Annotated in this window: 24 protein-coding genes; 10 read left to right on the top strand and 14 right to left on the bottom strand. The window is 39.3% G+C overall.

Going from position 1 to position 26,425, the window contains the following annotated elements:
* Positions 1–21: 21 nt before the first annotated feature.
* From murQ to BVC88_RS02380, 7 genes are all read right to left on the bottom strand, one after another.
* Complete coding sequence (gene murQ / locus BVC88_RS02410; protein ID WP_075349043.1) at positions 22–834, bottom strand: N-acetylmuramic acid 6-phosphate etherase; 813 nt, start codon at positions 832–834, stop codon at positions 22–24.
* On the bottom strand, positions 831–1,673 hold the full coding sequence (locus BVC88_RS02405; protein ID WP_075349042.1) for an N-acetylglucosamine kinase: 843 nt from the start codon (positions 1,671–1,673) through the stop codon (positions 831–833). Before BVC88_RS02405 ends, murQ begins: the two co-directional genes overlap by 4 nt.
* On the bottom strand, positions 1,670–1,897 hold the full coding sequence (locus tag BVC88_RS02400) for a cytochrome b5 domain-containing protein (protein WP_075349041.1): 228 nt from the start codon (positions 1,895–1,897) through the stop codon (positions 1,670–1,672). The genes BVC88_RS02405 and BVC88_RS02400 overlap by 4 nt, the downstream gene beginning before the upstream one ends.
* A complete protein-coding gene (locus BVC88_RS02395; protein WP_075349040.1) occupies positions 1,897–3,048 on the bottom strand; it encodes a formimidoylglutamase in 1,152 nt (383 codons plus the stop codon). Before BVC88_RS02395 ends, BVC88_RS02400 begins: the two co-directional genes overlap by 1 nt.
* A gap of 82 nt (positions 3,049–3,130) precedes the next feature.
* Positions 3,131–4,435 (bottom strand): NADH:ubiquinone reductase (Na(+)-transporting) subunit F, encoded by a 1,305-nt coding sequence (gene nqrF, locus BVC88_RS02390; protein WP_075349039.1) that lies wholly within the window; start codon positions 4,433–4,435, stop codon positions 3,131–3,133.
* 133 nt (positions 4,436–4,568) lie between these two features.
* The gene (gene accD / locus BVC88_RS02385) at positions 4,569–5,411 is read right to left on the bottom strand and encodes an acetyl-CoA carboxylase, carboxyltransferase subunit beta (protein WP_075349038.1); all 843 of its coding nucleotides are present in this window, start codon (positions 5,409–5,411) and stop codon (positions 4,569–4,571) included.
* Positions 5,412–5,620: 209 nt separating this feature from the next.
* Positions 5,621–6,262, bottom strand: a complete 642-nt coding sequence (locus BVC88_RS02380; RefSeq protein WP_139316505.1) for a protein N-terminal glutamine amidohydrolase — start codon at positions 6,260–6,262, stop codon at positions 5,621–5,623.
* 111 nt (positions 6,263–6,373) lie between these two features.
* Here BVC88_RS02380 and BVC88_RS02375 point away from each other — a divergent pair, with 111 nt between their 5' ends.
* A complete protein-coding gene (locus BVC88_RS02375) occupies positions 6,374–8,008 on the top strand; it encodes a carbon starvation CstA family protein (protein WP_075349036.1) in 1,635 nt (544 codons plus the stop codon).
* 12 nt (positions 8,009–8,020) lie between these two features.
* On the opposite strand, the gene BVC88_RS02370 is transcribed toward BVC88_RS02375, so the two are convergent.
* The 5 genes from BVC88_RS02370 to BVC88_RS02345 all read right to left on the bottom strand — a co-directional run bounded on the left by BVC88_RS02370 (position 8,021) and on the right by BVC88_RS02345 (position 14,864).
* Positions 8,021–9,130 carry a transporter gene (locus BVC88_RS02370; RefSeq protein WP_075349035.1) on the bottom strand — a complete coding sequence of 370 codons (1,110 nt, stop codon included), beginning with the start codon at positions 9,128–9,130 and terminating at the stop codon, positions 8,021–8,023.
* 144 nt (positions 9,131–9,274) lie between these two features.
* Entirely contained in the window at positions 9,275–9,820 is a 546-nt protein-coding gene (locus BVC88_RS02365) for a hypothetical protein (RefSeq protein ID WP_075349427.1), read from the bottom strand.
* A 380-nt stretch (positions 9,821–10,200) separates the two neighbouring features.
* Entirely contained in the window at positions 10,201–13,077 is a 2,877-nt protein-coding gene (gene infB, locus BVC88_RS02355) for a translation initiation factor IF-2 (RefSeq protein ID WP_075349033.1), read from the bottom strand.
* A gap of 63 nt (positions 13,078–13,140) precedes the next feature.
* Positions 13,141–14,385 carry a transcription termination factor NusA gene (gene nusA / locus BVC88_RS02350; protein WP_075349032.1) on the bottom strand — a complete coding sequence of 415 codons (1,245 nt, stop codon included), beginning with the start codon at positions 14,383–14,385 and terminating at the stop codon, positions 13,141–13,143.
* 5 nt (positions 14,386–14,390) lie between these two features.
* A complete protein-coding gene (locus BVC88_RS02345) occupies positions 14,391–14,864 on the bottom strand; it encodes a ribosome maturation factor RimP (RefSeq protein WP_075349031.1) in 474 nt (157 codons plus the stop codon).
* 307 nt (positions 14,865–15,171) lie between these two features.
* On the opposite strand from BVC88_RS02345, the gene BVC88_RS02340 reads away from it, so the two are divergent.
* Genes BVC88_RS02340 through rodA form a run of 5 tightly spaced genes read left to right on the top strand, consistent with a single transcriptional unit; the run spans position 15,172 to position 20,634 of the window.
* Positions 15,172–16,200, top strand: coding sequence for a rod shape-determining protein (locus tag BVC88_RS02340; RefSeq protein ID WP_075349030.1), 1,029 nt, complete (start codon positions 15,172–15,174; stop codon positions 16,198–16,200).
* A gap of 7 nt (positions 16,201–16,207) precedes the next feature.
* A complete protein-coding gene (gene mreC / locus BVC88_RS02335) occupies positions 16,208–17,044 on the top strand; it encodes a rod shape-determining protein MreC (RefSeq protein WP_075349029.1) in 837 nt (278 codons plus the stop codon).
* Positions 17,034–17,555, top strand: coding sequence for a rod shape-determining protein MreD (locus BVC88_RS02330; RefSeq protein ID WP_075349028.1), 522 nt, complete (start codon positions 17,034–17,036; stop codon positions 17,553–17,555). The genes mreC and BVC88_RS02330 overlap by 11 nt, the downstream gene beginning before the upstream one ends.
* The gene (mrdA, locus tag BVC88_RS02325) at positions 17,555–19,357 is read left to right on the top strand and encodes a penicillin-binding protein 2 (RefSeq protein ID WP_075349027.1); all 1,803 of its coding nucleotides are present in this window, start codon (positions 17,555–17,557) and stop codon (positions 19,355–19,357) included. The genes BVC88_RS02330 and mrdA overlap by 1 nt, the downstream gene beginning before the upstream one ends.
* Entirely contained in the window at positions 19,357–20,634 is a 1,278-nt protein-coding gene (gene rodA, locus BVC88_RS02320) for a rod shape-determining protein RodA (protein WP_075349026.1), read from the top strand. Before mrdA ends, rodA begins: the two co-directional genes overlap by 1 nt.
* On the opposite strand, the gene BVC88_RS02315 is transcribed toward rodA, so the two are convergent.
* Together BVC88_RS02315 and BVC88_RS02310 are read right to left on the bottom strand one after the other, a co-directional pair.
* Positions 20,631–21,206, bottom strand: coding sequence for an HD domain-containing protein (locus BVC88_RS02315; RefSeq protein WP_075349025.1), 576 nt, complete (start codon positions 21,204–21,206; stop codon positions 20,631–20,633). The genes rodA and BVC88_RS02315 overlap by 4 nt on opposite strands.
* A gap of 302 nt (positions 21,207–21,508) precedes the next feature.
* Positions 21,509–22,588 carry a hypothetical protein gene (locus tag BVC88_RS02310; protein WP_075349024.1) on the bottom strand — a complete coding sequence of 360 codons (1,080 nt, stop codon included), beginning with the start codon at positions 22,586–22,588 and terminating at the stop codon, positions 21,509–21,511.
* 33 nt (positions 22,589–22,621) lie between these two features.
* Between BVC88_RS02310 and BVC88_RS02305 the strand changes: the two genes are divergently transcribed.
* From BVC88_RS02305 to rho, 4 genes are all read left to right on the top strand, one after another.
* Positions 22,622–22,948 (top strand): 2Fe-2S iron-sulfur cluster-binding protein, encoded by a 327-nt coding sequence (locus tag BVC88_RS02305; RefSeq protein WP_075349426.1) that lies wholly within the window; start codon positions 22,622–22,624, stop codon positions 22,946–22,948.
* Positions 22,949–22,957: 9 nt separating this feature from the next.
* Positions 22,958–23,542, top strand: coding sequence for a thymidine kinase (locus BVC88_RS02300; RefSeq protein ID WP_075349023.1), 585 nt, complete (start codon positions 22,958–22,960; stop codon positions 23,540–23,542).
* A gap of 39 nt (positions 23,543–23,581) precedes the next feature.
* Entirely contained in the window at positions 23,582–24,271 is a 690-nt protein-coding gene (gene recO / locus BVC88_RS02295) for a DNA repair protein RecO (RefSeq protein WP_075349022.1), read from the top strand.
* Between the two features lie 192 nt (positions 24,272–24,463).
* Entirely contained in the window at positions 24,464–26,239 is a 1,776-nt protein-coding gene (rho, locus tag BVC88_RS02290; protein ID WP_075349021.1) for a transcription termination factor Rho, read from the top strand.
* The last annotated feature ends 186 nt before the right edge of the window (positions 26,240–26,425 follow it).

Below are 26,425 nucleotides of genomic sequence, written 5' to 3'. Positions count from 1 at the left end.
CTATAGCTTACAAAAATTCAATTACTGCTTTTTACTGTAAAAATAAGCTGTTGCTTTTCGGACAGAACCTTCGCTTAGCAAAAGGCTTTTGGCGGTAGCTTCATCCAATCCAGTAGCTTCCATGATCATATTTGTTCCACGCTGAACTAATTTCGCATTTGAAAGCTGCATATCCACCATTTTATTCCCTTTAACCCGTCCAAGCTTAATCATAACTGTCGTGGAAATCATATTCAAAACCAACTTTTGAGCAGTACCCGCTTTCATTCGGGTACTTCCTGTGACAAATTCAGGTCCAACCACAGCTTCGATTGCATAATCCACTTCTTTGGATAAAAGCGAATTCGGATTACAGGTAATACTTGCGGTAAGGAGTCCATTTTTCCTAGCGTTTTTCACCCCTCCGATGACATAGGGAGTTGATCCAGAAGCTGCAATTCCAATTATCGTATCATCGACATTGAAACCGTATTCTAAAATATCCTTCCAAGCTTGTTCTGAATCATCCTCGGCATTTTCAACAGCTTTTCGAATAGCTTTATCCCCTCCAGCGATCAAACCTATAACCCAGTCAAATGGCACTCCGTAGGTCGGGGGACATTCAGATGCATCCAAAATACCTAGTCTGCCACTCGTCCCCGCTCCAATATAAATCAATCTGCCACCTCGCTCCATCCGAGGAACTACAGCTTCAACTAGTTTTGCGATGATTGGAATAACTTCCTTTACCGCCAAAGGTACTTTTTGATCTTCCTGATTGATATTTTGAAGCAGTTCGATTACCTCCATACGCTCAAGGTTATCATAAAGTGAGGTACTTTCAGTTACTTTCATAGGGCTTCTTGATGATAAAGTGTCAAACCTGCAATTGGGCTTTCAATGATTAAGTTAACTGAAATCTTAGCGTCAAATGCAGCTTTGCGGAGAATGTCACTATTATAATAAGCAATTGATCCTACAAAATTTACGGGCTTCTCCTGATAGTTTGAATATTTCATAACATGCTTTTTAAAAAAGTCCTGAAAGGAATTATAGTAAAGCATATAGCAATAAGGATCTGATTTGTGTTCAGAAATAAATCTGCAAAAGCTAGCCATATATCGATTGGGAAAAGGTTTCTGATACACATGCTCTTGAATAGTTGTCGCAGTGAGAGAGAATTTATTTAAAAGCTCTTCTTTAATGTGAATTGGCATTTCATCATGAATAAAATCACTTAGAAATTTTCTACCCACATACCCTCCTCCTCCTTCATCACCAAGTATATATCCGGGTGCTGGTTTGGTATCTATGATGGATTTCCCGTCGTAGTCACAGCTATTTGAACCCGTCCCCAAAATACATGCAATACCGGGCTGATGACCACAAGTAGCTTTGGCTGCTGCTGCGAGATCATGATCCACTAAAATCATTGAATTTGGAAAAATAGTCCTCAAAGCGGCTACAACTTCAGCCTTTCGATCAGGACTTGAGCATCCTGCTCCGTAATAATAAATTTCTTTAATCTCGCTTTCCAGGTTAACAAGGAAATCATGCCGCATTTGAATAGCCATTTCCTCCGAGGTCTGGTAATAGGGATTAAAACCAACTCCTCTATGCTGGCTTACTCGTCCATCTTGATGGATAACTCTCCAATCAGTTTTACTGGAGCCACTATCTGCTATTAATATCATGCTAACTGCCCAATGGGCTCAAACTTTTCAAAAACTTTTTCTGTATGAGGAGCATCTGAAAGTTCCTCGGTCAAATCCTGACCAGCCCAGTGCTCATAATGTTTCCCGTTTCGCCAGAGTCTTGAGTCAGAAACATCGTAGATTATTCCTTTATAAGCGACCCAAATCTCAGGTTTGTCCTGCCCATTTCTCAAAGCCAGTTGCTGCTTACTAAAGACTTTCATCAAAGCAATTTAATCTGGGCATTAATCCATCGCTCTGGAATCTCTCCTTTTTGAGCGAGTTGATAATCGGCATAGCTACAAGGCACGATACTCATTCGATCAAATTTTTCTGTATCGCTAACCGGAATTTCCAACCACCATTTACCACTTCGTTTACTTTTATAGAAGACGAGATTATTTGGTTTTGCGTCCAGCGAAACCGTGTATTTAATATAATCACTACTTTTAAATGAAAGGCTGTCTTTTCTTGAATAAAACCCCTCAAGAAAATACCAAATCATCACAGCAATAACTTTAGCGGTTTTATTAGGTGCATCATCATAATAAGGCTCGTAGCCATAAATACCTATGGAGGAAAGCTTTTCATTCGTCCCTGCAAACCAGCAAATCTGACATGCCTCCTCTCCGGTAAGACCAAAAGGCTGAGCATCCAATGCACCCGGAGCATCTGCAGATTGGATAGCGCAGATGTCAAAACTCAATAAATCAGCATTTCGAATCAGAGGCTCCACTTCTTTAAATTCGGACCGCAAAGCTCCTAATCGTACATGCTCAAAATAGAGTTTCTCCAAAACATTAATCAAAGTGGGATCAACCAAAAAACTCTGATAACCAAGATGAGAATAGGAAAAGAGGAAATTTGGCTGATGTAAAATGATGTCTTGAGTATGCTGATCAACCTTAGGGCCCTCTTCCTCCATATCGAATTTGGAATCCACCGTCAAGAGACTGACCAGTTTCTTCATCTTCTCGTAGGACAAATATTGCCCGTAGTCCATGTCATGAGAACCCCCAAAATAGACTGGAAGAATCTGATTTTTCATTAAGTACTCACCTACTTCCTGCATTTTAGAATAGGTTTCCTGAATTGTCTCACCGGAAATTAAATCCCCCAAATCTGCTACTCGATAGGATCCTAAGCCACGCTTTAATTCATACAGTTTTTCACGGATTTCTGTACTGCCACGATTCGCACTTTCTACTTTCAGCGCTCCACGATTCTCCTTTAAACCGACAAGGGCAATTTGAACTCCTTTTAAATCGGGAAATTCTTCCCCGTAGAAATGAATTTGTTTAAAGAACGAACTGTCAGGGAATTTTTTTTGCCAAAGGAATTCCGCTACAGGATCAAAATAGGATTGAATAGTCATACTAGGCTATGGTGTGAGGTAAAAATAATGAAAAATGGTTCTTAAATAAAAAATCCCGCCGAAGCGGGATTCTAAATTTTTATTAACCTCCGAAATCATCAAATCTGATGTTTTCCTGTGGAATTCCTAGATCATCTAACAGTTTTAATACCGCAGCATTCATCAAAGGAGGACCGCAAAGGTAATATTCAACCTCATCTGGCTCAGGATGATTTTTTAAATAGTTATCATAAAGAACTTGGTGGATAAAGCCTACATATCCATCTCCTTCTTTATCGTCAAGTGATTTCTTTATTTTCCAATTGTCCTCAGGTAGTGGTTCTGAAAGACCAATATTAAATTGGAAATTAGGGAAATCTTTCTCAATATCTCTAAATTGAGGCGTGTAGAATAATTCTTTCTTAGATCTTCCACCATACCAATAAGACACTTTTCGATCAGTTTTTTCCGTGTGGAAAAGATGGAAAATATGAGATCTTAAAGGCGCCATTCCTGCTCCTCCTCCGATATAGATCATTTCTCGTTGAGTCGGATTGATATGGAATTCTCCATAAGGACCAGAGATCATTACTTTATCACCTGGCTTTCTAGAGAACACATAGGAAGAACAAACTCCTGGATTTACATCCATCCATCTGTTATTCGCACGATCCCAAGGTGGAGTAGCAATACGAATCGTCAGCATGACAATATTACCCTCTGCTGGATGATTGGCCATGGAATATGCTCTGAAGAGTTCCTCGTCATTTTTCATGACTAAATCCCACAATCCAAATTTATCCCAATCGCTCTGATATACATCCGCAGGGTGACCCAAATCCGGATGAGGAGTGATGTCCATGCCTTTGAAATTAACAGTAATCGCAGGTACATCAATCTGAATATATCCTCCTGATTCGAAATCAAGCGTCTCACCTTCAGGCAATTTTACTTTGAATTCTTTAATAAACGTGGATACGTTGTAGTTTGAAACTACCTCGCATTCCCACTTTTTAATGCCGAAGATTTCCTCAGGAACCCGAATCTTCATGTCGTTTTTTACCTTGACTTGGCAAGCTAGGCGAACATTACTTTGCTGTTCGGCTCGACTAAGGTGACCGACTTCAGTAGGAAGGACTTCTCCTCCACCTTCTTCGACGATACACTTACACATTGCACAGGTACCTCCTCCTCCACAAGCGGAAGGAAGAAAAATCTTCTGCCCACCTAGAGTGGATAAAAGCGTAGTACCAGCCGAAGTAACGATCGGTGAACTTGTGTCTCCATTGATAATAATGTTGACATCTCCAGAAGCTACAAGCTTAGACTGAGCGAAAAGGAGAATAAAAACCAGTAGCAATATGATAACGGTAAATGCTACAATGGAAGTAATAATTACAGAACCCATGAAATTTTGGTTTAATTTTTCTTATGGATTGACCCCGATATGGGAGCACAAATATATTTATTAATCACTAATACAGGCCAAATTATCATTCAAATTTGACCTGATTTTTAATACTCTTGAATTTTATAACTGATTAATTGTTCAAGAGGTTTAACAAAGTTGTAAGTCTGGATTTCAACTGCCTCCTATCGATGATGAAATCAAGGAATCCGTGTTCTAAAACAAACTCTGAACTTTGAAATCCTTTTGGAAGATCTTTCCCGATAGTTTCACGAATTACTCTAGGACCAGCAAAACCAATTAAGGCACCAGGTTCTGCAATATTAAAATCACCTAGCATGGCATAGGAAGCTGTAACTCCACCGGTTGTAGGATCTGTCAGCAAAGATATATAAGGAATTCCTGCTTGATCTAGCAATGCAAGCTTAGCGGAAGTTTTTGCCATTTGCATTAAGGAAAATCCAGCCTCCATCATTCTTGCCCCTCCTGACTTGGAGATCATTAGGAAAGGGATTTTATTTTTCAAAGAATGGTCTATGGCCCTAGCGATTTTCTCTCCAACAACAGACCCCATTGATCCTCCAATAAAGTTGAAATCCATACAGGCAACAACTAAATCTAAGCCATTCATCTTTCCCACAGCTGTTCTTACTGCGTCATTTAGCTCAGTTTTAGTAATTGTCGCTTCAATTCGAGAACCATAAGGCTTGGTGTCTACAAATTTCAATGGATCCCCAGATTTCATATTCAGATCCAATTCTTTGAATTTGTTCCCATCAAAAAGAATTTCAAAGTATTCTTTGGAGCCTATTTTAACGTGAAAATCATCGTCTGGACATACGTAAGAATTGTTTTTGAGCTCTCGGGTATGGATAATATTTCCGTTTGGGGTCTTAAACCAAAGACCGTCGGGGGCATCTTTTTTCTCTGCGGTCGAAGTTTTAATTCCTTTATCAGTTCTTTTAAACCAAGCCATATTGAGTTTTTATTTTGTTTGAAAAATCAAAGGTTACAAATTTAGCCCTTATATCTGGTAAATAAAATCCACAAAAAATTAGCCTGAAAAATATTCCAAACTAGTTTTTAGGGAGATTTGAATAGGAGCATTGATTGCCCCTAACAATAGAATTTATGTCAGGTAGTTGCCAGATTTTAACTATTAATATTTAGACGAAATTCTTTGCATTAAGACAGTTCATGAGACCAAATCTCATCAAGATTATAAATCTGGTGTTTACTACTTTCTGTAAAATCCAATAATTCAGGCAATGGTAGTTCCCCGCCCCCTCCAATAATTTGCCATTTAGGTGGTTCAGAAAGCCATTTTCCAAAAGAGTCTTTCATATGACCTCTATCCGAATTAAATGAATCCAGATAAGTGTCAGAATCTATAATCTTGAAATATGGAGAATCTATCACACCCTCATTTATGCTAAAATCAAAAGTTTTAGAGAAATATTCTTTTGCAGTTGAAGGCACCGGCAGGGTTGAATCAAAATCATAAATAAATGCTGAATCCTTGTTATCAGCCAATAAAACCACATGATAATTCCACCAAACTACCTCATCTCCATTGATTGATTTCTGAAATTTAAAAGGGCAATTTCTTTTTGCATTGGAAATGATAAGTACTTTTTTCGAAAACCCTACCAACTCTTGATTTTGGCACAGGTGCCATATATTTTCTTCGCAAAAATTCGCGGAATAGTTGAATTCTTTTATTTCCATCAGTCCCGCAAATGTACCATAGTTAAAAGGGAAAGAACTCAAGCAAAGGATAATACTTTGTTTGATTCGATAAAAATCTGAATTTAGAGCTGTGATCAAAGATTGAGAGGACGGCAATCCTTTTATTTGAGATTTCAACAAATAGATTTCCTTATCTTGAAATAAATCTTGATTCTAAAAAGAATCAATCACAACTCTCCAAGAAAGCCCATGAGTTTGTCATTTCTTCTTATTATTTCAGCAGTAATTCTACTCCTAGCATATCGCTTTTATGGAAGGTATGTCTATAAAAAGTTTGGATTAAATGACGATCATCCTGCCCCATCCCATACTCATCGTGATGGAATTGATTATGAACCAAGTAAACCGATAGTCGTTCTCGGCCATCACTTTGCGTCCATCGCGGGAGCTGGACCAATTGTAGGGCCAATTATCGCGGTGACATTTGGTTGGATTCCAGCAGTAATTTGGATTTTGGTTGGAGGTATTTTTTTTGGTGCAGTTCACGATCTTGGAAGTATGGCTTCCTCATTGAAATCAGATGGTAAATCCATCGGAGTCATCATTCGAAACCAAATCGGAATAAAGGGAAAGCAGCTTTTTATCATTTTCAGTTTTTCTACCTTAATTCTAGTTATTGGGGTTTTTTCAGACATCATTGCTAAAACATTTGTAAGCAACCCAGGTGTGGCATCTGCTTCCATTCTTTTCATCCTGTTGGCAATTGCTTTCGGAGTTGTAAATAGATTAGTGGGAAATAGAAAAGTAGCATTCATCATATTGACTGTTGTTGGAGTGATCCTAATGTACTATTTCGTCTATCTAGGAATGCAGCTTCCATTTGTTCTCGATTACAAAATCTGGATTCTTGCCCTATTGGGGTATGCATTTCTGGCATCGGTAACTCCAGTCAGTATGTTACTTCAGCCAAGGGACTATTTGAACAGCTTTTTACTTTATGGGATGATCATCGCCGCAGTTTTAGGGGTATTTGTATCAAACCCTGATATTCAAATGTCCAATGAAATTACCATTTCCAATGAGAACCTAGGGTATATTTTTCCTGTGTTATTTGTGACCATTGCCTGTGGTGCAATTAGTGGCTTTCATTCATTAGTTGCCTCAGGTACCACTTCCAAGCAACTGGATAAAGAAAGTGATGCGAAAGTTGTTGGGTTTGGGGGAATGCTGATTGAATCATTTCTAGCAATAATTTCAGTGGGTGCTGTCATAGTTTTGACTAAAGGCGAATACACTGCCCGCCTTGCAGGTGAGGGACCGGTATCATTGTTTTCAACCGGCTTAGGAGGGATGATTTCCACTTTGGGAGTTTCAGAAAATTTTGCCGTAGGCTTTGTCGCTTTGACGGTTTCGGCTTTCGCTTTGACGACGCTTGACACTTGTACCCGTCTTGCCAGATTTACCCTTCAGGAATATTTTGAAGATGTACCCCAGCCTGTGGCTCAGTTTGTTGCCAAAAACAGATTTGTTTCCACAGGAGTCGTGGTTATTTTTTCGATTCTTCTTCTGCTTTCTGGAGAATTCACCACCCTTTGGCCAATCTTTGGTTCGGCAAACCAATTGCTGGCAGCACTAGCATTGCTTACTATAGCAGTATGGTTGATCAAGAAAAAGGTTAATGCGCTCTTCGTGACGATTCCCATGTTTTTCATGTTCACAGTGACCCTGGCCTCGCTTGGATTGTTTGCCTGGAAAAACTTTCAGGATGAAGTGTATGTCCTATCATTAATCGCCTCCCTTCTATTTATACTTGCGATTTCATTAATGGTATTAGCTACAAAAAGTCTTAAAAAGGAAGTCAAAGAACCCTTAAAGGCCCTTTGACTTTTTACCATTCTATAAAGCGTTGAATAATTCAGTTGCTTTCTTAGGAATTCTAATTGCAAGTGTGAAATTGATCAGATAATCTGCAAAAGCAGCATCACCGTGGACAATTTCAGTAGGTGTGGAATTTTCGATATCCGGGATACTTTGAGTTCTATTTCTAAATAAGGCTACCGGTACATTCAAGGTGCCTGTTACATTCCCTTTCATGTAGCTAATTCCTGGCTCTATTGAAATAATATACCCTGGCCTTCGAAACCCATCACTACCTCCTATCGCATCCCGAACTGGAATACCTTCGACTCTACCTCCAAGCGAAATCCCCATACCGTGAATTTTCTCAAGGGACCTGAAAACACCTGTCCTAAGTGCAAACTGGTCTGGAACACTCATGATGGCTTCATTTTCACGTCTTCTATTGGTCGGTGTGCCGTTCTTCTCTTTTGGATTAAACATATAGAATCCGTCATAATACCAGAAGTTGGTACTACCAATATTCCAGAGCCCTTGAAAATCAATAATTAAACCAGTGCCCCCATCTCCTAACTGTATGGATTGATCCACCGTTTTAATCTCTTGGATTCCGTTTTCACCTTGATTGTAAAAGGTACTAGTCGCTGAATAATCTCCGGTTGGGAATTTTATTCCCAGTCCGATAGCTGTATTCCCTTTTTTTGCTTTTTCCCCGGAAAGCAGCCAATAACCAGCTCCAATTCGGATATCCCCAAGTCCTTTAGAATAAGTGGTATGTCGCTCAGTTCTCCCGTGTTCATAAAGCGAACTTCGTTCATTGTATTGTGTAGGAAGTGAAAAGATTCCATACAATCTTTCCGAAAAGGCATAGCTGATGTTGATATCTAAGCCATGCTGCTTATTGATCACTTCGGTGTGATCAGTCAAGCGGTCATGCTCTTGCTCGGTACCACGGAAATGTCTGAAAGACTTGAAATAACGGTAATTGGCACTGATGTTCCACTCACCTTTATTCAAAATATTGCCTTGCCCGACAGCATTGCCGAGTCCAGAAAATTGTCTGATAGCCACGCAGCCTTGAGCGTTTGAATTAAAATCCACGAAAGTAATTAAGGCCAACGTCCAAAATATATACTTGTATTTTTTCATGATAGAATAGATAATTTCTTAATAATTAAATTCTTAATAAAAAACTTTTTCTCAGTGAATGCTTTCAACTCGAAGTGGCGCATAACACCAAGTGCTCTCGAAAGAAATTCGAGAGAATCAAAAAGCTGAAAAGTAAATAAGAAATTATCCGATTTGAGGAGGGGGGCTTGTAAGTCTAAAAAACGGATTGCTATAAATAGAAGAAACAAACTCAGGCGAGTTAATTTCTTTAATGACTTTAATAAACTCTAAGTTATATTTTTCTGTTTGAATATAATCTTTAACTAGTAAATTAATGGACGTCTTGCTTTTTTGATCTTGAGGGATTTCATCATCCGTAAGAAATGAAATCCACTTTTTAACTGTACTATCCAAAACTTTTCTCGCGGTATCGGGCACAGCAATAAGCTGTAATGTATCATTTTGGTAGCGCTGCTTCACCACACGAAAATACTTTCCATCTTTTTCAAATGGGGTATTTGTAGGTCGAAAATCATCCTGATTAGCCATGTAGGGTATTGATAGTGGCACTTCTATCAATATTTCTGAATAGTCTTGAAGTTGTTCGTCGTAAATCTGTTTAACCCATTGCCCCTCTATATGACGTTGATACGTTAAATAAAAAGCATAATATCCAAAATGATAAATGGCAAAGCAGACAAATAAAGCGATAGCAACTGCTTTTTTCACAGGATTAGAATTGAGACTCAAATCAAACATAATTTTCTCAATTATGCCAAATAATAATCTAATATTCTTTTCAATTAGCCAGTACCAGGTTGTCTCAAGAAATAAAAGCAGATTTTTATTCTGTTTTTTTTGGATTACAGCAGAAAAAGAAGGCCTCCGATCAAAACACTTGGGATACCGTAATAGGTTAGGACGTCTAATCTATTCATTCGATCTAGAAACCATAATACGTATACAGGCTTAATCAATCCTGCAATCAGGCTCAACAAACAAAATCCTAGAACTAGTTTAAAAAAAACTATCATTGTAATCCACATACCCTAAATGTAAAAAAGGAACTGAAATTCAGTTCCTTTTTTCATAGTATATTTTAAGCTTTATTACTTTTTACGCTTAATTTCTTTCATTTCGTAACCTTCGATCGTATCGTCCACTTCTATATTATTGAAGTTTTTGATTGAGATACCACACTCATATCCAGCTTTCACTTCAGCCACATCGTCTTTGAATCGCTTCAATTGGTCAATCTCACCCTCATGTATTACAATACCGTCTCGGATCACACGAATCTTGTTCTTTCTGGTGATAAAACCATCTGTAACATATGAACCTGCAACAGTACCCACTTTGGTGATTTTGAAGACCTCTCTAACTTGGATATTACCAGTGATAACTTCTTCAAATTCTGGCTCAAGCATTCCCTCGATAGCATCCTTGATTTGGTTAATCGCATCGTAGATAATAGAGTAATGACGAATTTCAATCTCTTCCTGCTCAGCAAGTTTCTTCGCATTCGAAGAAGGTCTCACTTGGAAACCAATGATAATCGCATCGGAAGCTGAAGCCAAAAGGACATCAGATTCTGAAATTTGACCCACTCCTTTATGAATGATACTTACTTTAACCTCATCCTTAGATAGTTTTAATAATGAATCGGAAAGTGCTTCCACAGATCCATCCACGTCACCCTTGATGATGATATTCAATTCCTTAAATGATCCAATGGCCAATCTACGTCCGATTTCATCCAACGTGATGTGTTTCTTGGTCCGTATACTCTGCTCTCTTTGGATTTGCTCTCGCGAGTTAGCGATATCTCTAGCCTCGCGTTCAGTATCATAAACTTTGATCGTATCTCCCGCTTGAGGGGCGCCACTAAGACCTAATACCTGAACTGGAGTAGATGGACCAGCTTCTTTGAGTTTCTTGCCCTTATGGTCAAACATTGCCTTTACTCTACCGTAATGCTTGCCAGCAAGAATTATATCTCCAATTTTCAAAGTACCTGCTTGAACCATAATGGTCGAAACATAACCTCTTCCTTTATCCAAGGAGGCTTCAATTACGGTTCCAGCTGCATTTTTATCAGGATTAGCTGTAAGTTCTAAAACTTCAGATTCAAGCAAAACTTTTTCTAAAAGCTCATCAACACCTTCACCGGTTTTGGCTGAGATATCTTGAGACTGATATTTTCCTCCCCATTCCTCAATTAAGAGGTTCATATTTGCTAACTCTTCTTTGATCTTCGCAGGATTTGCATTTGGCCTATCTATTTTGTTGATCGCAAAAATCATAGGAACGCCTGCAACCTGAGCATGATTAATAGCTTCTTTGGTCTGAGGCATGATGCTGTCGTCAGCTGCTATCACGATAATGGCAACGTCTGTGATTTTAGCACCACGAGCTCTCATCGCTGTAAAAGCCTCGTGACCTGGCGTATCCAGAAACGCAATTTTATGCCCTGTCTTAGTAGTCACATCATAGGCGCCGATGTGCTGTGTAATTCCACCAGCCTCATCTGCCGTCACTTTGGACATTCTAATGTAATCAAGTAAGGATGTCTTACCGTGATCTACGTGGCCCATGATGGTCACAATTGGAGCTCGCTCAACCAAATCTTCCGGTAAATCTTCGGCTTCCGCTTCCAACTCGTCCTCAATTGATTTGGTAAATTCGACATCATATCCAAATTCATCAGCAATGATTGTAATTGCTTCTGCATCCAATCGTTGGTTGATCGAAACGAACATACCGAGAGACATACATGCAGAGATAATCTGGTTGACTGAGACATCCATCAATGCAGCAAGATCGTTTGCCGAGATGAATTCGGTCACCTTTAAGATTTTTGCCTCTTCAGACTCCATCTCAGGGTCTCTTACCCTTTCTGTCTTTTTATCTCTTCTACTCTTACCCTTTCCTCCGGATTTGCCTTGAAGTCTTGCAAGAGTCTGTTTGATTTGATCTTGAATTTCTTTCTGAGTAGGCTCAGCTTTCTGTACCCTGACAGGCTGTCCGCCTCGCTGTTGGTTTCCAGCAGGTCTTGGACTTCCACCTTGAGGACGATTTCCTTGACCTTGGCCTCCAGGACGATTTCCCCCTGGAGCTCCGGGTTTATCAATTCTTTTTCTAGGGCGTTTTTTATCTCTACCCCGCTCATCAGAAGATGCTACAGGACCTCCTTTTTTCTTTGGTCTGTCAGCAGGTAACTCAATTTTCCCAAGTACCGTAAGCCCTTTTAATGAATCTGCTTTAGCCGAAATAACTTGCTCCTGAGCAGGCACTGTAGGGACCGGTGCTTCTTTTTGAATCTGCGGTGCTGGTTTAGCTTTTTGCTCTTGTGGTTTTTGTTGCTTTTGTGCCTCTACTGGCTTAGGAGCAGCAGTTGGTGATTTGGTTTCCTGTTTTCTAGGCTGTTCGGGTCTTTCTTGCTTTCTATGGCCTTGGGACTGATTCCCGTACTTTTTCTTTTGAGGCTGAGCGACATTTTTGCTCAAATCGATTTTACCCAAAACTTTAATCCCTTCCAATTTTGGTGCTTCAGGGGATACTTTTTCTGCTTCAGGAGACACCTTAGGCTCTTCTTTGGCTGCAGGAGCCGGGGTAGGCGCGGGAACTGGGGTCGGCTTTGGAGCAGGTGCTGGTGCTGGAGCAGGCTCTGGTTTTGGAGTAACCGCAGGTACAACAGGCTTCGGCTCTGGCTTGGGCTCTGGTTTAGGCTCCTCTTTTGGAGTCTCAGACTCTATCGAAATCGGCTCATGCCGCTTGCCTATCGAGAGGTGAGATGCCTCTTCCTTATCCAGTGCAGAAGATTTGAATTCCTTATTAAGCAGTTCTACCTGCTCCATATTTATTTTGAAATTCGGATTATTCTCCGCCTCATAGCCTTTTTTGGCCAAAGTCTCCACGATGGTTGCGGTACCCACGTTGAGCTTTCTGGCTACTTGGCCTAATCGCATCATTTTTTCTTCTGACATAAGCAAAAACCTCTTTCGAAATCTTAAGTAAAATATAGGTAATTATCGAAGCCTTAGCCCGATTTATTGTTCAAATTCTTGTCTGAGGATTCTGAAAATCTCTTCTACAGTTTCCTCTTCCAATTCTGTTCTTCTTGTTAAATCTTCTTTTGTAAGAGTTAATACACTCCTAGCAGTATCCAATCCTGTTTTCTTCAATTCGTCTATGATCCAACCATCAATTTCATCTACGAATTCCAAAAGATCCACATCTTCCTCCTCGTATTCATTCAACTCACGGAAGACATCTATTTCAAATCCCACTAATCGGCTTGCCAGCTTTATATTATAGCCACCTTTTCCGATTGCTAAAGAAACCTGATCCGGCTTCAAGAATACTGAAATACGCTTAGTTTCTTGATTCACCGTAATAGAAGAAACTTTTGCAGGACTTAATGCCCGAGTCACATACAAGTCTAAGTTCTCGGTATAGTTGATCACATCAATATTCTCATTTTGCAATTCTCTTACGACTGCGTGAATTCGAGAACCTTTCATTCCAACACAAGCCCCTACCGGATCAATTCGATCATCATATGATTCTACAGCGACTTTAGCTCGCTCTCCTGGCTCTCTTACAATCTTGATGATTGTAATCAATCCATCATATACTTCGGGAACCTCATTCTCAAATAATCTTTCAAGGAAAACCGGGGAAGTCCTGGAAAGGATAATTTTGGGATTTCCATTTGTCATATCCACTCTGTGTACGATAGCTTTGACACTGTCGCCTTTGCGGAATCGATCTTTCGGAATCTGCTCCCCTTTAGGTAGGATCAATTCATTTCCGTCCTGATCCATCAATAATATCTCTCTTCCCAGAATCTGGTATACTTCGGCAGTGATAATTTCTCCTACAAGTTCCTCATATTTACTATAGAGAATATCTTTTTCTAGGTCTTTGATTCGCTGAATAAGCGTCTGACGAGCCATTTGAACAGCTCTTCTCCCAAATTCCTCTAGTTCGATTTTCTCATAAACTTCTTCTCCGATTTCAAAATCAGGTTCGATTTTTCGGGCTTCAGTGAAACTGATTTTATCAAAATCCCAAATATCCTCGGAGTTGTCATCGACAATCTCTCTGATACGGAATATCTCCAAGTCACCTTGGTCAGCATTAATAGTCACATCGAAGTTTTCATCTGTTTCAAACTTCTTGCGAATCATCGCTCTGAACACATCTTCCAAGATACGGATCATCGTAGGGCGATCCACATTTTTAGATCTCGCAAATTCTGCGAAGGATTCTATTAAGACTTTGGCATCCATTTGAATTATTTAAAAGATACTTGTACAATTGATTTCTTCATTTTTTCGAAAGGAACCTGAAGTTCTTCTTCCGAGGCCTTTTTGCCTTTTTCTTTCTTTTTTACCGAAAGTTTAACCTCGGTGTCACCTACTTCAAGCAATTTCCCTGTAACTTCCTCACCATTAGTCAGTGTGATTTTTAACTCTCGGTTTATATTTTTCTGATATTGCCTTCTACTGTTAAGTGGATAGTCCACCCCAGGAGAAGACACTTCCAGCACATAGGCATCTGGCATCATTTCTTTAGCTTCCAATTCTTCAGAAACTGCTCTGCTGAGTTTTGCACATGTTTGTATCGTTACTCCTGAATCGGAATCTATCAAAATACCAAGAAGTGTTTTTCCAGATTTTTCAGACAGATTTACATCCACAATGAAATGATTCTCATCGGGTAGATGCTTTTCAATAATCTCTTGAATCGATCTTTTTAACTCAGTCATGATAGGTATAATGAAAGAGGGGACATTTGGTCCCCTCCAGAAACTTTCGAATACGGGACAAAGGTAAAATATTTTTATAGTAAAAACAATGGAGGTGAAAAATCATACATTTAAATGCAATTACGATCCAAATCAAACAATGGAAATCTCAACTTCTATTTTTAAAGATTAAATAGTGAAAAAAAAAACCGATTCTTTCAGATTTGTCAGCATAACATAATAATTTTGCCGACCTCCGTTAATAATACGTCTCTAGACAGTATATTAAGCATTCAACTCCAAAATACCAGTCAACTAACACTCCAACATGGGATTCTTCGATTTTTTCTCTAGTGATATCGCAATAGATTTAGGTACAGCAAATACGCTGATTATCCACAAGGATAAAATAGTAGTAGATGAACCGTCAATTATAGCAATTGATAAAACCAATAATCGGGTTCTCGCTGTTGGACGCGAGGCAATGAACATGCATGAAAAAACGCATGAAAATATCAAAACAATCCGCCCTCTAAAAGATGGAGTGATTGCCGACTTCTATGCAGCTGAACAAATGATTAGAGGATTGATCAAAATGATCCCTGGTCAAAAGAAAGGAATGTTCCCCCAATCTCACCGAATGGTAATTTGTATCCCTTCAGGAATCACGGAAGTGGAAAAAAGAGCTGTAAGAGACTCTGCGGAGCATGCTGGCGCAAAAGAGGTCTATATGATTTTTGAACCTATTGCAGCCGCTATTGGTATTGGTATAGATATCGAGAAACCTATGGGATCAATGATCGTGGACATAGGAGGTGGTACAACTGAAATTGCCTTGATCGCGCTATCAGGTATAGTCGCAGATCAGTCCATTCGAGTTGCTGGAGATACTTTCACTAAAGATATTCTGGATTATATGCGCCGTCAGCATAATTTGTTGATCGGGGAGCGATCCGCTGAAAAAGTAAAAATCGCAATCGGTTCTGCTCTCACTGAATTGGATGAGCCTCCAGAGGATTATGAGATTAGAGGTCGTGATTTGATGACAGGTATTCCTAAAGTCATAAAGGTTTCTTACTCAGAGATCGCCTTTGCATTGGACAAGTCTGTATCAAAAATTGAAGAAGCAGTTTTGAAAGCTTTGGAAATTGCTCCTCCTGAACTTTCTGCAGATATTTATGACAATGGAATTCATTTGACAGGCGGTGGAGCTTTGCTGAAAGGATTGGACAAAAGGCTTCATCAGAAGACTAAATTGCCAATCCACATTGCGGAAGATCCACTTCGAGCAGTTGTTCGTGGTACTGGAACTGCCTTGAAAAACATACAAAATTTCCGAACAGTATTGATGACATAAACCCTGAATGCTACGCATCCTACAATTCCTTTACGGCTTAAGGTCTTTTCTTTTATTCGCATTACTAGAAGTGTTGGCGATCTGGTTAATAGTTGCTAACAATTCTCCTCAGGGTGCCGCTTTCTTCAATAGTTCTTCAGCTGTCATAGGATCTGTTCTCAAAACCCAATCTGATGTAGTAGACTTCTTTTCTTTAGCCAAGGAAAATGAGGCACTCTTGGAGGAGAATGCCAAACTCACCGAAGAGTTGAAAGCCATCAAATTAATTCCAGATAGTGCTAGAATTGAATTGGACTCTACTTTAAAGGTTTCTTTTGAATTTAAAGGCGCAAGGATTGTCGGTAATTCGCTTCGTTTTTCCCAGAACCATTTAACCATCAATAAAGGTGAAAAAGATGGTATCAAACCTGGAATGGGAGTTTTTAATCAGGAGGGAGTTGTGGGTAGAGTTAAGTCAGTTTCAACGAATTATGCAGTAGTAATCTCATTACTAAATACCGGTTTGCTTGTCTCCTCAAAAATCAAATCAAATGGTGTATTTGGCACAGTAAATTGGGATGGCAAAAACTCTCGACAGGCTAAAATGCTCTATATTCCAAGGCATGTGACCGCTCAGGCCGGAGACACAATAGTGACCTCCGGGTTCAATGCGGTCTTCCCGGAAGGCATACCCATAGGTATTATCTCAAGTATTAATCAAACTGGTGATCCTAATTACCTAGATATTTTGATCGATCTCAGCACTGATTTTAGTAAGGTAAAATATGTCTACTTGGTAGAAAATACAGAACTCAGTGAGCGCGATTCTTTAAATCAGCAATCAAAAATTCAGGATGAATTTTAAAAGATTAATCACCTATTCATTTTTAGTACTAATTCTCGGGCTAGTTCAGATACTACTACTCAAGAATCTAGCTCTTTTTGGTATTGCATTCTGCTTTCTTTACCTCTTGGCTATTTTAAGTTTACCGATCACGATCCCCAATATTTCCCTACTTCTTGTCAGCTTTGGGATTGGTTTAATGATTGATGTATTTTACGATACACTCGGAATGCATGCACTCGCAGCTACATTTCTTGCATTTATAAGACCCTTTTGGCTGAAGATCATTTCTCCAACAGGAGGATATGATGACACCACAGATCCAACCATCTCTGAAATGGGATTTGGTTGGTTTTTAACTTACTCACTTCCATTGGTTTTTGCCTTTTGCCTGGTTTTCTTTTTGGCTGACCAGTGGGGTACAGGAGGAATCTTAAATGTCCTTAACAAAAGCTTCTTCTCATCGATTTTTACGGTCATTTTGGCTATTATTGTACAACTGCTATTCTTCAAAAGAAGGAGAGGAATCTGATGAACGACCAAAGACCACTAGTAATTCTAATTTTTATATTCTTGGTTGGTGCGGTGCTTTTGACTAAGCTTTTTACCATCCAAGTGCTCGACGACAGCTTTATGAAAAAAGCTGAGCGAAATGCGATTCAACGCGTCGTTGATCATCCATATAGAGGATTGGTATATGATAGAAATGGAAAATTGCTGGTTTACAACAATCCCATTTTCGACCTAATGATCGTTCCAAAAGAATTTGAGGTCAGGGATACCACACGATTTCTGGAACTTTTCAAAATCTCCAAAGAAACTTTAATAGAATCCTATACAGCTGCTCGAAAATATTCTTGGGTTAAGCCTTCTACTTTTATCAAGCAGATTTCCACAGAAGACTTTGCCCGAATTCAAGATTTTTTGATCGACTACCCTGGCCTTTTCATTATGACTCGGTCAATACGATCCTACCCATCCCCTATTGCTTCTCATGCGATGGGATATATTGGGGAAATAAGTGGAAGACAACTCGAAAGAGACAGCTCACATTACTATGTTCAGGGAGATTATGTAGGATTAAGTGGGCTTGAAAACTATTACGAAAAGGATCTTCGGGGCACCAAAGGGGTGAAATACAAAATGGTCAATGTCCGAGGAATAGACAAAGGTCCTTTTAAAGATGGGGAATATGATACCGCCTCCGTTGCAGGGAATAATATCACCTCCACCATAGATATGGAACTCCAGAAGTATGGAGAATTTCTTATGCAAGGGAAAACAGGATCTGTAGTAGCAATAGAACCTAAAACAGGAGAAATCCTTGCTATGATCTCCGCTCCTTTTTATGATCCAAATAGTCTCACTGGGGCTGAATTCAGTAAGAATTATAGAGTATTGAATTCTGATATCAGCAAGCCATTATTTAATAGACCGATTATGGCGACTTATCCTCCAGGGTCTATTTTTAAAATCGTCCAAAGTTTGATTGGCCTCCAAGATGGAATCTTGCTACCCTCAACGACTTTTGCTTGTAATAAGTCGCTTGTAGCTTGTCACAATCACCCCTCACCGGTTGATTTATTCGGTGCAATCCGAAACTCATGCAATCCTTATTATCACCAAGCATTTCGTCAGATTATCAATCGTGAAGTTTCTTCCAACACGTTTACAGATACTAAAATAGGCCTTACAGATTGGAGAGAGAAAGTGGCAAAATTTGGCCTTGGTTCCACGTTAGGAATCGATATGAGAGGAGAAAAAGGAGGTTCAATCCCTTCAGGTGCATATTATGACAAAGTATATGGCGAAGGAAGGTGGAAATATTCTACCATCTATTCCTTATCTATAGGTCAGGGTGAAATGCAGGTGACTCCATTGCAAATGGCTAATCTCGCAGCAATTTTTGCAAATAAAGGCTACTATTATACGCCTCACCTTGTAAAATCTATTAATGGGGACAAATCATTGATTCCACAGGAGTACTTAGTGAAAAATGAAGTTGGGATAGATGCGAAGCATTTTGATCTAATCCAGGAAGCAATGGCGGCGGCACTTTACGGTACCGCAAATAGAGCTGTCATGAAAGATTTGGTCATCGCCGGTAAAACTGGAACTGCCCAAAATCCTCATGGAGAAGATCACTCCGTTTTCATAGCATTTGCACCTAAAGATGATCCAAAGATCGCAATTGCTGTCTATGTAGAAAATGCAGGATGGGGAGGTCGAGCTGCGGCAAGTACAGCCTCATTGATGATCGAGAAATATATTCAAGGAGAAGTGAAGCGACTAGATCTTCAGGATTACGTCCTTGCAGGTAACTTCATTTACTAATGAGAGGGGAAGCTGATATTAATATCAATCGAGTCGATTGGGCAACAGTAATTATTTACTTTTCACTAGTCATGGTGGGCTGGTTTAATATCTATGCTGCAGTTTACGATGGTCAGGCAGAGAAGAGTATTTTTGATTTTGCAATTAATTCCGGGAAGCAATTAGTTTGGATTGGAACAGCAATAGGAATCATTATCGTGATTATGGCGGCTGATCATAGACTTTTTGAAAATCTAGCGATCCCCATTTATCTGATATTCATAGTATTATTGCTTCTGACGCCTTTCTTAGGAAAAGAAGTAAACGGGCAGGTGCTTTCGATTGGATTTGGCTCAGTCCGTATCCAAGCAGGAGAGTTTGCCAAATTTGCAACAGCTCTGGCTCTTGCTAAAGTCATGGAGAGACCAACCTTCGATCTCTCCAAATCTAACTACCAACTTCAGGCCTTCGGCGTATTACTTTTACCAGTTGCTTTGATTATCCTGCAGCCAGATACGGGTACAGCAATGGTCTATTTTTCCTTGCTTCTTATGTTTTACAGGGAGGGCTTGCCACAGCACTATTTTATCTTAGGGTTTGGAATGATTGCTTTGACTCTTTTGGCGCTTGGTATTGACAACAACATTTATCTTGTAATTGGAATCAGCATAATTACAATTATTTTGATTTTTCTTGGAAAAAGAACTCCTCAGCGAATCATTGCTTTTTCCCTAATCGGAATTGGACTTATCGTATATACATACAGTTTAGATTTTGTGATCTCCAAACTGCCAGAACATCAGCAGAATAGGATCATGGTTTTGTTTGATCCGAATATCGACCCGCTCGGAGTGGGTTGGAATGTGACTCAATCCAAAATAGCCATCGGTTCTGGCGGGTTAGCTGGCAAGGGCTATCTACAAGGGACACAGACAAAATTTGATTTTGTCCCAGAGCAACACACCGATTTTATCTTTTGCACTCTTGGAGAGGAATTTGGCTGGCTCGGAAGTTTGGTGGTAATTTCCCTTTTCGTGGGCCTACTCTACCGATTAGTAATTATGGCTGAGCGACAAAAAAATAGATTTTCGAGAATCTACGGCTACAGTGTTATCTCGATCTTACTGTTCCACTTCATGATCAATATAGCCATGACTATTGGACTGTTTCCAGTAGTAGGTATACCATTGCCATTTTTTAGTTATGGAGGCTCATCTTTGTGGTCTTTTACAATGCTCTTATTTATCTTCATCAAGATGGATAGTTCGAGAGCACTGCAATTGGGTAGATTAGGTTAAGAATCCAAAAGTTTTTTAAGCCAGTATTGCTTCTTAGGCTCCCTGTTTTTGATTGCAAAAGGCGTCTGAAAATGATGTGACTTTAAAAAATTAATCTGTAGATCTTTCCATTGCTGATCAGTGGTGATAATATTCATGTGCTTTAATTCAGCAAAAAGCTTAACACTAATCGTAGGATAGTCATCTCTCCCCAAGTAGTCTAAATCTGCATCACAAATGATTTTTTGGAGATAATTTAAAGGTGTTTGCGGAATTTTGGTAGCCATGACCAAGCCTTTTACTTGATCAATTATTCGCTGTTCCATTCCAAGATCTTTCATCAATACCCCAGCCATCTCAGCTCCCACTGCTTCATGGTTTGCCGGACCAATCAAAAATCCCATATCATGGACAATTGCTCCTATTCTTAAAAGATATCTGTCTTCCTCAGAAAGATTTTCTCTCCTGATGTACTGCTCACAAACATTGAGCACATCTAGTGTATGATTCATTCCGTGATAGGCAAGGTATTGAGGCAGTTCGCTCTTCAATTTGGCTAACACATGTCTTCTAAGCTTTAAATATCCTTGCATTCAGTAAACTGGGCTTGAAACCTAAATATGGGTTTCTGAATTAAGATTACAAAATAAATATAAACAAATGACCAAGATAACTCGAATTTGAACTATCAATTACCTACGATTAGGAGAATTTCTACTCTTTTTGCGTTAAAATAAATGAATCTCAGTCTTTCTTAAAATTTCAAAACTTCACCAAGTTATTGATTAATTAATATTTTTTATTCACATTTCAATATTTACTCCCGCAAAGATGATTCCATTTTTTTAGTTTATAAAAGGGAGATTTTTAAGGGATGGCTTCAGCTACTTCTTTCTTACAAATCAAACTTTCGATACACCAAAACCAAAAATTCCTCTACCACTTCAGAATCTACTTCCCAATTCAATTCATTCACAAATCTTGAGTTTAATAAGTCAATTGCTCCCGCAAAACTTCCTGCTTCATCGATGGACTTTAATGCATGTTTCAAGAGGTCTGCATTCCCTTCAAACAATTCCTTACTAAACATAATCCGTTGATTGATTGCCAGACTTTCTGAAAGCTCGCCGATCATCCCTTTCATCCCACGATAAGATTCTTTCTCAAACTTCGCTTTTATTCGTTGAGCATTTAGTTTTCCATCCGAATTTAATGGCTCCTTAATCATGGGTTCTGATTGAGTGGGCTTTTCTCGTTCTGGTTCCTCTTGATTTTGGATTTCTTCAAAAAATGATTTTTCTGGTTCTTTTGACTCTTCTTTTGGACTTGGACTTTCGACCTCGACGGAATCATTTTTCAGTAGAAGTGCATCTAAATCGAATGCTTTGATTTCGCCTAATGTTGCCAAAAGTAAATTACTGGATTCAAGAGATTCCTTGATTACTTGGTAATTAGCAGCGACAGCTTTCAAATAGGCCTGCCGATCATGACCAAAGCCAGCCTTGTCAATCAGGAAGGAAACTACCGGGAGGTGCCACTTATAATATTTCCGATTTTCTTTTAAATAATCGTTGATCATCGTATCCTCTGCCTTACCAATTTCTTCTTGGTAAAACGAAACTGGATCAATCGCAAGAATGATGGAATTCATCACAGAACTTTTTACCAAAGGCTCAAGATATGTCCGCTCAACTTTGATTCTTCGAGAGAGGGCATTCATAAATTGAGTCAAGGCTTCGTGTACCGTAATGTCCCTGTAATCGAAATAAGGATTACTTTTTAATTTTTCAAGCTCCAATTGCCAGAGCTCAAAAAGTCTTTTGATTACAAAAAAATTGACTTGAGCACTATTTGTCATCCCAATAATATCCTGTCCTGTGACAAACTGTTTGGAGGCAAAAACCTTGTCGCAGACCAGTTCGGCATAGTCTTGAGCGTATTTTTCTAAATAATTGCTGTTAATTTGAATTGTCATAGAGTTATATGGTTTTCAAAGGTCAACGAACAAATGCCACAAATCGTCATAGAGAATCTATTTAATCTTACGATTGATGTGCCTCGTGATGGAGGTAAAGTTATCGAAATAATTCATCAAAATGGCATTGACTGGATGCATGCCTGTGGCAAAAAAGGTCGTTGTACAACCTGTAAAATCATAGTCAAGGAAGGAATTGAAAATCTCACTGAACCGACAGATCGAGAAATACTATTTAAAACACAAGGAAGATTGAAGCCTAATGAAAGGCTCGCTTGCCAAGTACAAATCCTAGAAGGGAAGCTAGTGGGGCGAGTAGCAGATATCAACAAATTTCCACATATAAAGTATAGCGAATAAGCGTTTACCATGTTTATAGAACCATCCATTGGCAGAAGTAGGAATCCGGAAAGAAAAGGACAGATTGAAGTCATCTGCGGTTCTATGTTTTCTGGAAAAACTGAGGAATTGATTCGCAGATTGAACCGTGCCTTGATTGCGAAGCAAAAAGTTGAAATTTTCAAACCAAAAGTGGATACAAGATATCATGATTCCGACGTGGTATCCCACAATGAAAGTTCCATTCGCTCCACTCCCGTTAATTTTGCAGATGACATCTTATTAATGAGCGGTGACTGCGATGTCATTGGAATCGATGAGGTTCAGTTTTTTGATGAGCAGATCATTTCGGTAGTTCGTAAACTCGCTAATTCCGGAAAGCGGATAATCTTAGCTGGATTGGACATGGATTTCGAAGGAAACCCATTCGAGCCTATGCCGCAGTTGATGGCCATTGCAGAGTATGTTACAAAAGTGAATGCAATCTGTATGAAATGTGGGGATTTGGCGGCCTTTTCTTTTCGCTTAAGTAATACCAAAACTAAAGTAGTATTGGGGGAAAAGGAAACTTACGAAGCAAGGTGCAGAAAATGCTTTTATGAAGACAAGGTTTGAAATAATGATGAAAAGTAGGCTCTCGGATCGGAAAGGAAAATGTTAAAGAAAACGACTGGCATTGTTTTAAACACCCTGAAATTTAAAGAGACGAGCATTATTGTAAAAATTTTTACGCGAGAGCTTGGGCTAAAATCCTACCTGGTAAACGGTGTTCGAGTGAATAGCAAAAATTCCAAAATGGCATTCTATCAACCTTTGACAATGCTGGATCTAGTAGTCTATGATAAATCAAATGCCAGTCTAAACCGAATCTCGGAGGTTCGCCTATTGCGGGCCAATCAGCTAATTTCATTCGATTTTGCCAGAACAGGAATCGCACTTTTTATCACGGAAGTCATTACAAAATCAATTTTTGAAAATTATCAAAACGAGCATTTATTTGATTTTCTGGATGAATCAATTTTGGAATTGGATAGCCCCAATGCAAAATTAAGCCAATTTCCAATCGTCTTTTTGTTAGAAAAAGCTGTTTTCCTGGGATTCGCTCCAGATCAGGCTATAGGTTATTTGGATGAAAGCAGATCTCAGCCTTTCTCATCACTAGAACTTACAGAAGCAAAATCCTACTTGGAATCGCTCATGGCTGAGTCCTTTCATTGCAACCAAAAAGTCACATTAAGTTTGCGTAGAAAACTCCTCGACCATCTACTTGATTTCTATAGCCAACATTTGGAAAATCCCGGAGAATGGAAATCGATGAGTATTCTCCGTCAGGTATTAGCATAAGGGGTGGATTTTATTCTCACAAAATAAAAATTTGCTAAATCCAAAAGCATAGGTTAATATTGTGGTATCACCGTGCATGAGCAGACCAGCCCGCTTTGGTTTGATTATTTCCTGCAGATCTTTTTTGCTCAGAAAATCATTCACGATCCCAAAAACAGGATTTCATATTACTATTTATTTCATACCCTCTTTATGTACAACATAGAAGAACTCAGAATCAGACTACTGTCTGAGCTGAAGGAAATCGCTGAGGAATTAGGTGTAAAAAACCATAAATCACTCAAAAAAGACGACCTCGTCTATGCGATTCTTGATCAGCAAGCCATCACCCCAGAGCAAGCACTTCCAAAAAAGAAGCCTTCAATCGTAGAAAACAGCCCAGAACCGGAAGTATCAAAACCGAAGGCTGAAGAACCAAAAAAACCAGCACCAGCACCCGCTGCTGCAGAAGAACCAGAATACAAGCCAAAATTCAAGCGGCAAAATGTAACTGAGATTCCAACCTCTACTCCGAGCGAAAGTCCAGCTCCTAAAGCAGAGGCAGAACCAAGGGAAGCCAAAGAATGGAAGCCAAAAAGAGAACAAACTCAGGAGCGACCAGCACGAAAAGCCAGTAGCGAAGCTCCCGCTGAGGAACCAAAACTTTTTAGACCTCGAAAAAAAGTATTTGAAGAAGAAGCTACTTCAGCTGCTCCTCAAGAAGCTCAGCCCGACTTCAACAATTCCAAAACAGAGCAAGATGTTGAACTTCCTAAAAGAAAAAATTTCAAATCACAGGATGAGGTAATGGCGCCGGCTGCTGAAGTTGTACCTCAGGCCAATCGAAAAAAATCTTTTGTACACCCAAGAGAATTTGATGGGGTAATCGATAATGAAGGCGTCTTGGAAATGATGCAAGAGGGTTACGGTTTCCTACGTTCATTGGATTACAATTACCTTGCTTCTCCAGATGATATTTATGTTTCACCTAGCCAGGTGAAATTATTTGGACTTAAAACCGGTGATCATATCAAAGGATCAATTCGCCCTCCAAAAGAAGGCGAGAAGTACTTTGCCCTTTTGAAAATTGCTACAGTAAACGGAAAAACTACAGATGAAATCAGAGACAGAGTACCTTTCGAGTACTTGACTCCACTTTTCCCTGAAGAGCGATTAAACTTATCTACTACTCCTGATAAATACTCTACCCGGATTTTGGATCTCTTTGCTCCAATAGGTAAAGGACAGCGGGGAATGATTGTGGCGCAGCCAAAAACAGGTAAAACCGTATTGCTACAGCAGATTGCGAATGCAATTACCAAAAACCACCCTGAAGTTCACTTGATGATCTTATTGATCGACGAGCGCCCTGAGGAAGTGACGGATATGGCTCGATCGGTAAATGCAGAGGTAATCTCCTCCACATTTGACGAGACTGCCGATAGACATGTGAAAGTTTCTAACATCGTACTCGAAAAAGCAAAGCGTATGGTAGAAGTAGGTCATGATGTAGTGATCCTTTTGGATTCTATCACCAGACTTGCAAGAGCTCACAACACAGTGGTACCAAGCTCTGGAAAGATCCTTTCCGGTGGTGTGGATGCAAACGCATTGCACAAGCCAAAGCGATTCTTTGGAGCTGCTCGAAATGTAGAAAATGGTGGTTCATTGACCATTATAGCAACTGCATTAGTAGAGACCGGTTCTAAAATGGATGAGGTAATCTTCGAGGAATTCAAGGGAACAGGTAACATGGAACTTGCACTTGACAGAAAGCTTGCCAATAGAAGAATCTATCCAGCTATCGATGTACTTGGATCAGGTACAAGAAGAGAAGATCTCTTGATGGATAAAGAAGAAATGCAGCGAGTATGGATCCTTAGAAAATTGATGAGTGATATGAACTCTCAGGAGTCTATGGAATTCTTACTTAATCGTATGAAGGGAACCCGCGACAATGCTGAGTTTTTGATCAGTATGAATGGGTAATATTCATATTTATTAATTTTATAATGCTCTTGATTTTTCAATCAAGAGCATTTTTTGTTATTCAAATTTGATAAAAATAAGGATGAAATTTGTCGGGAAGTAATTTCTAAAACTACAACAAACATTTATTTGAATTTTAGTGTTCTTTTTTTACATATAATTATCTTTGTTGAGATTGCAAAAGCT

The organism is Algoriphagus marinus (genome assembly GCF_001936475.1).
Classification (GTDB): Bacteria; Bacteroidota; Bacteroidia; order Cytophagales; family Cyclobacteriaceae; genus Algoriphagus; species Algoriphagus marinus.
Note: the sequence above shows the minus strand (reverse complement) of the source record. Positions and strands in the feature narration are given on the sequence as shown.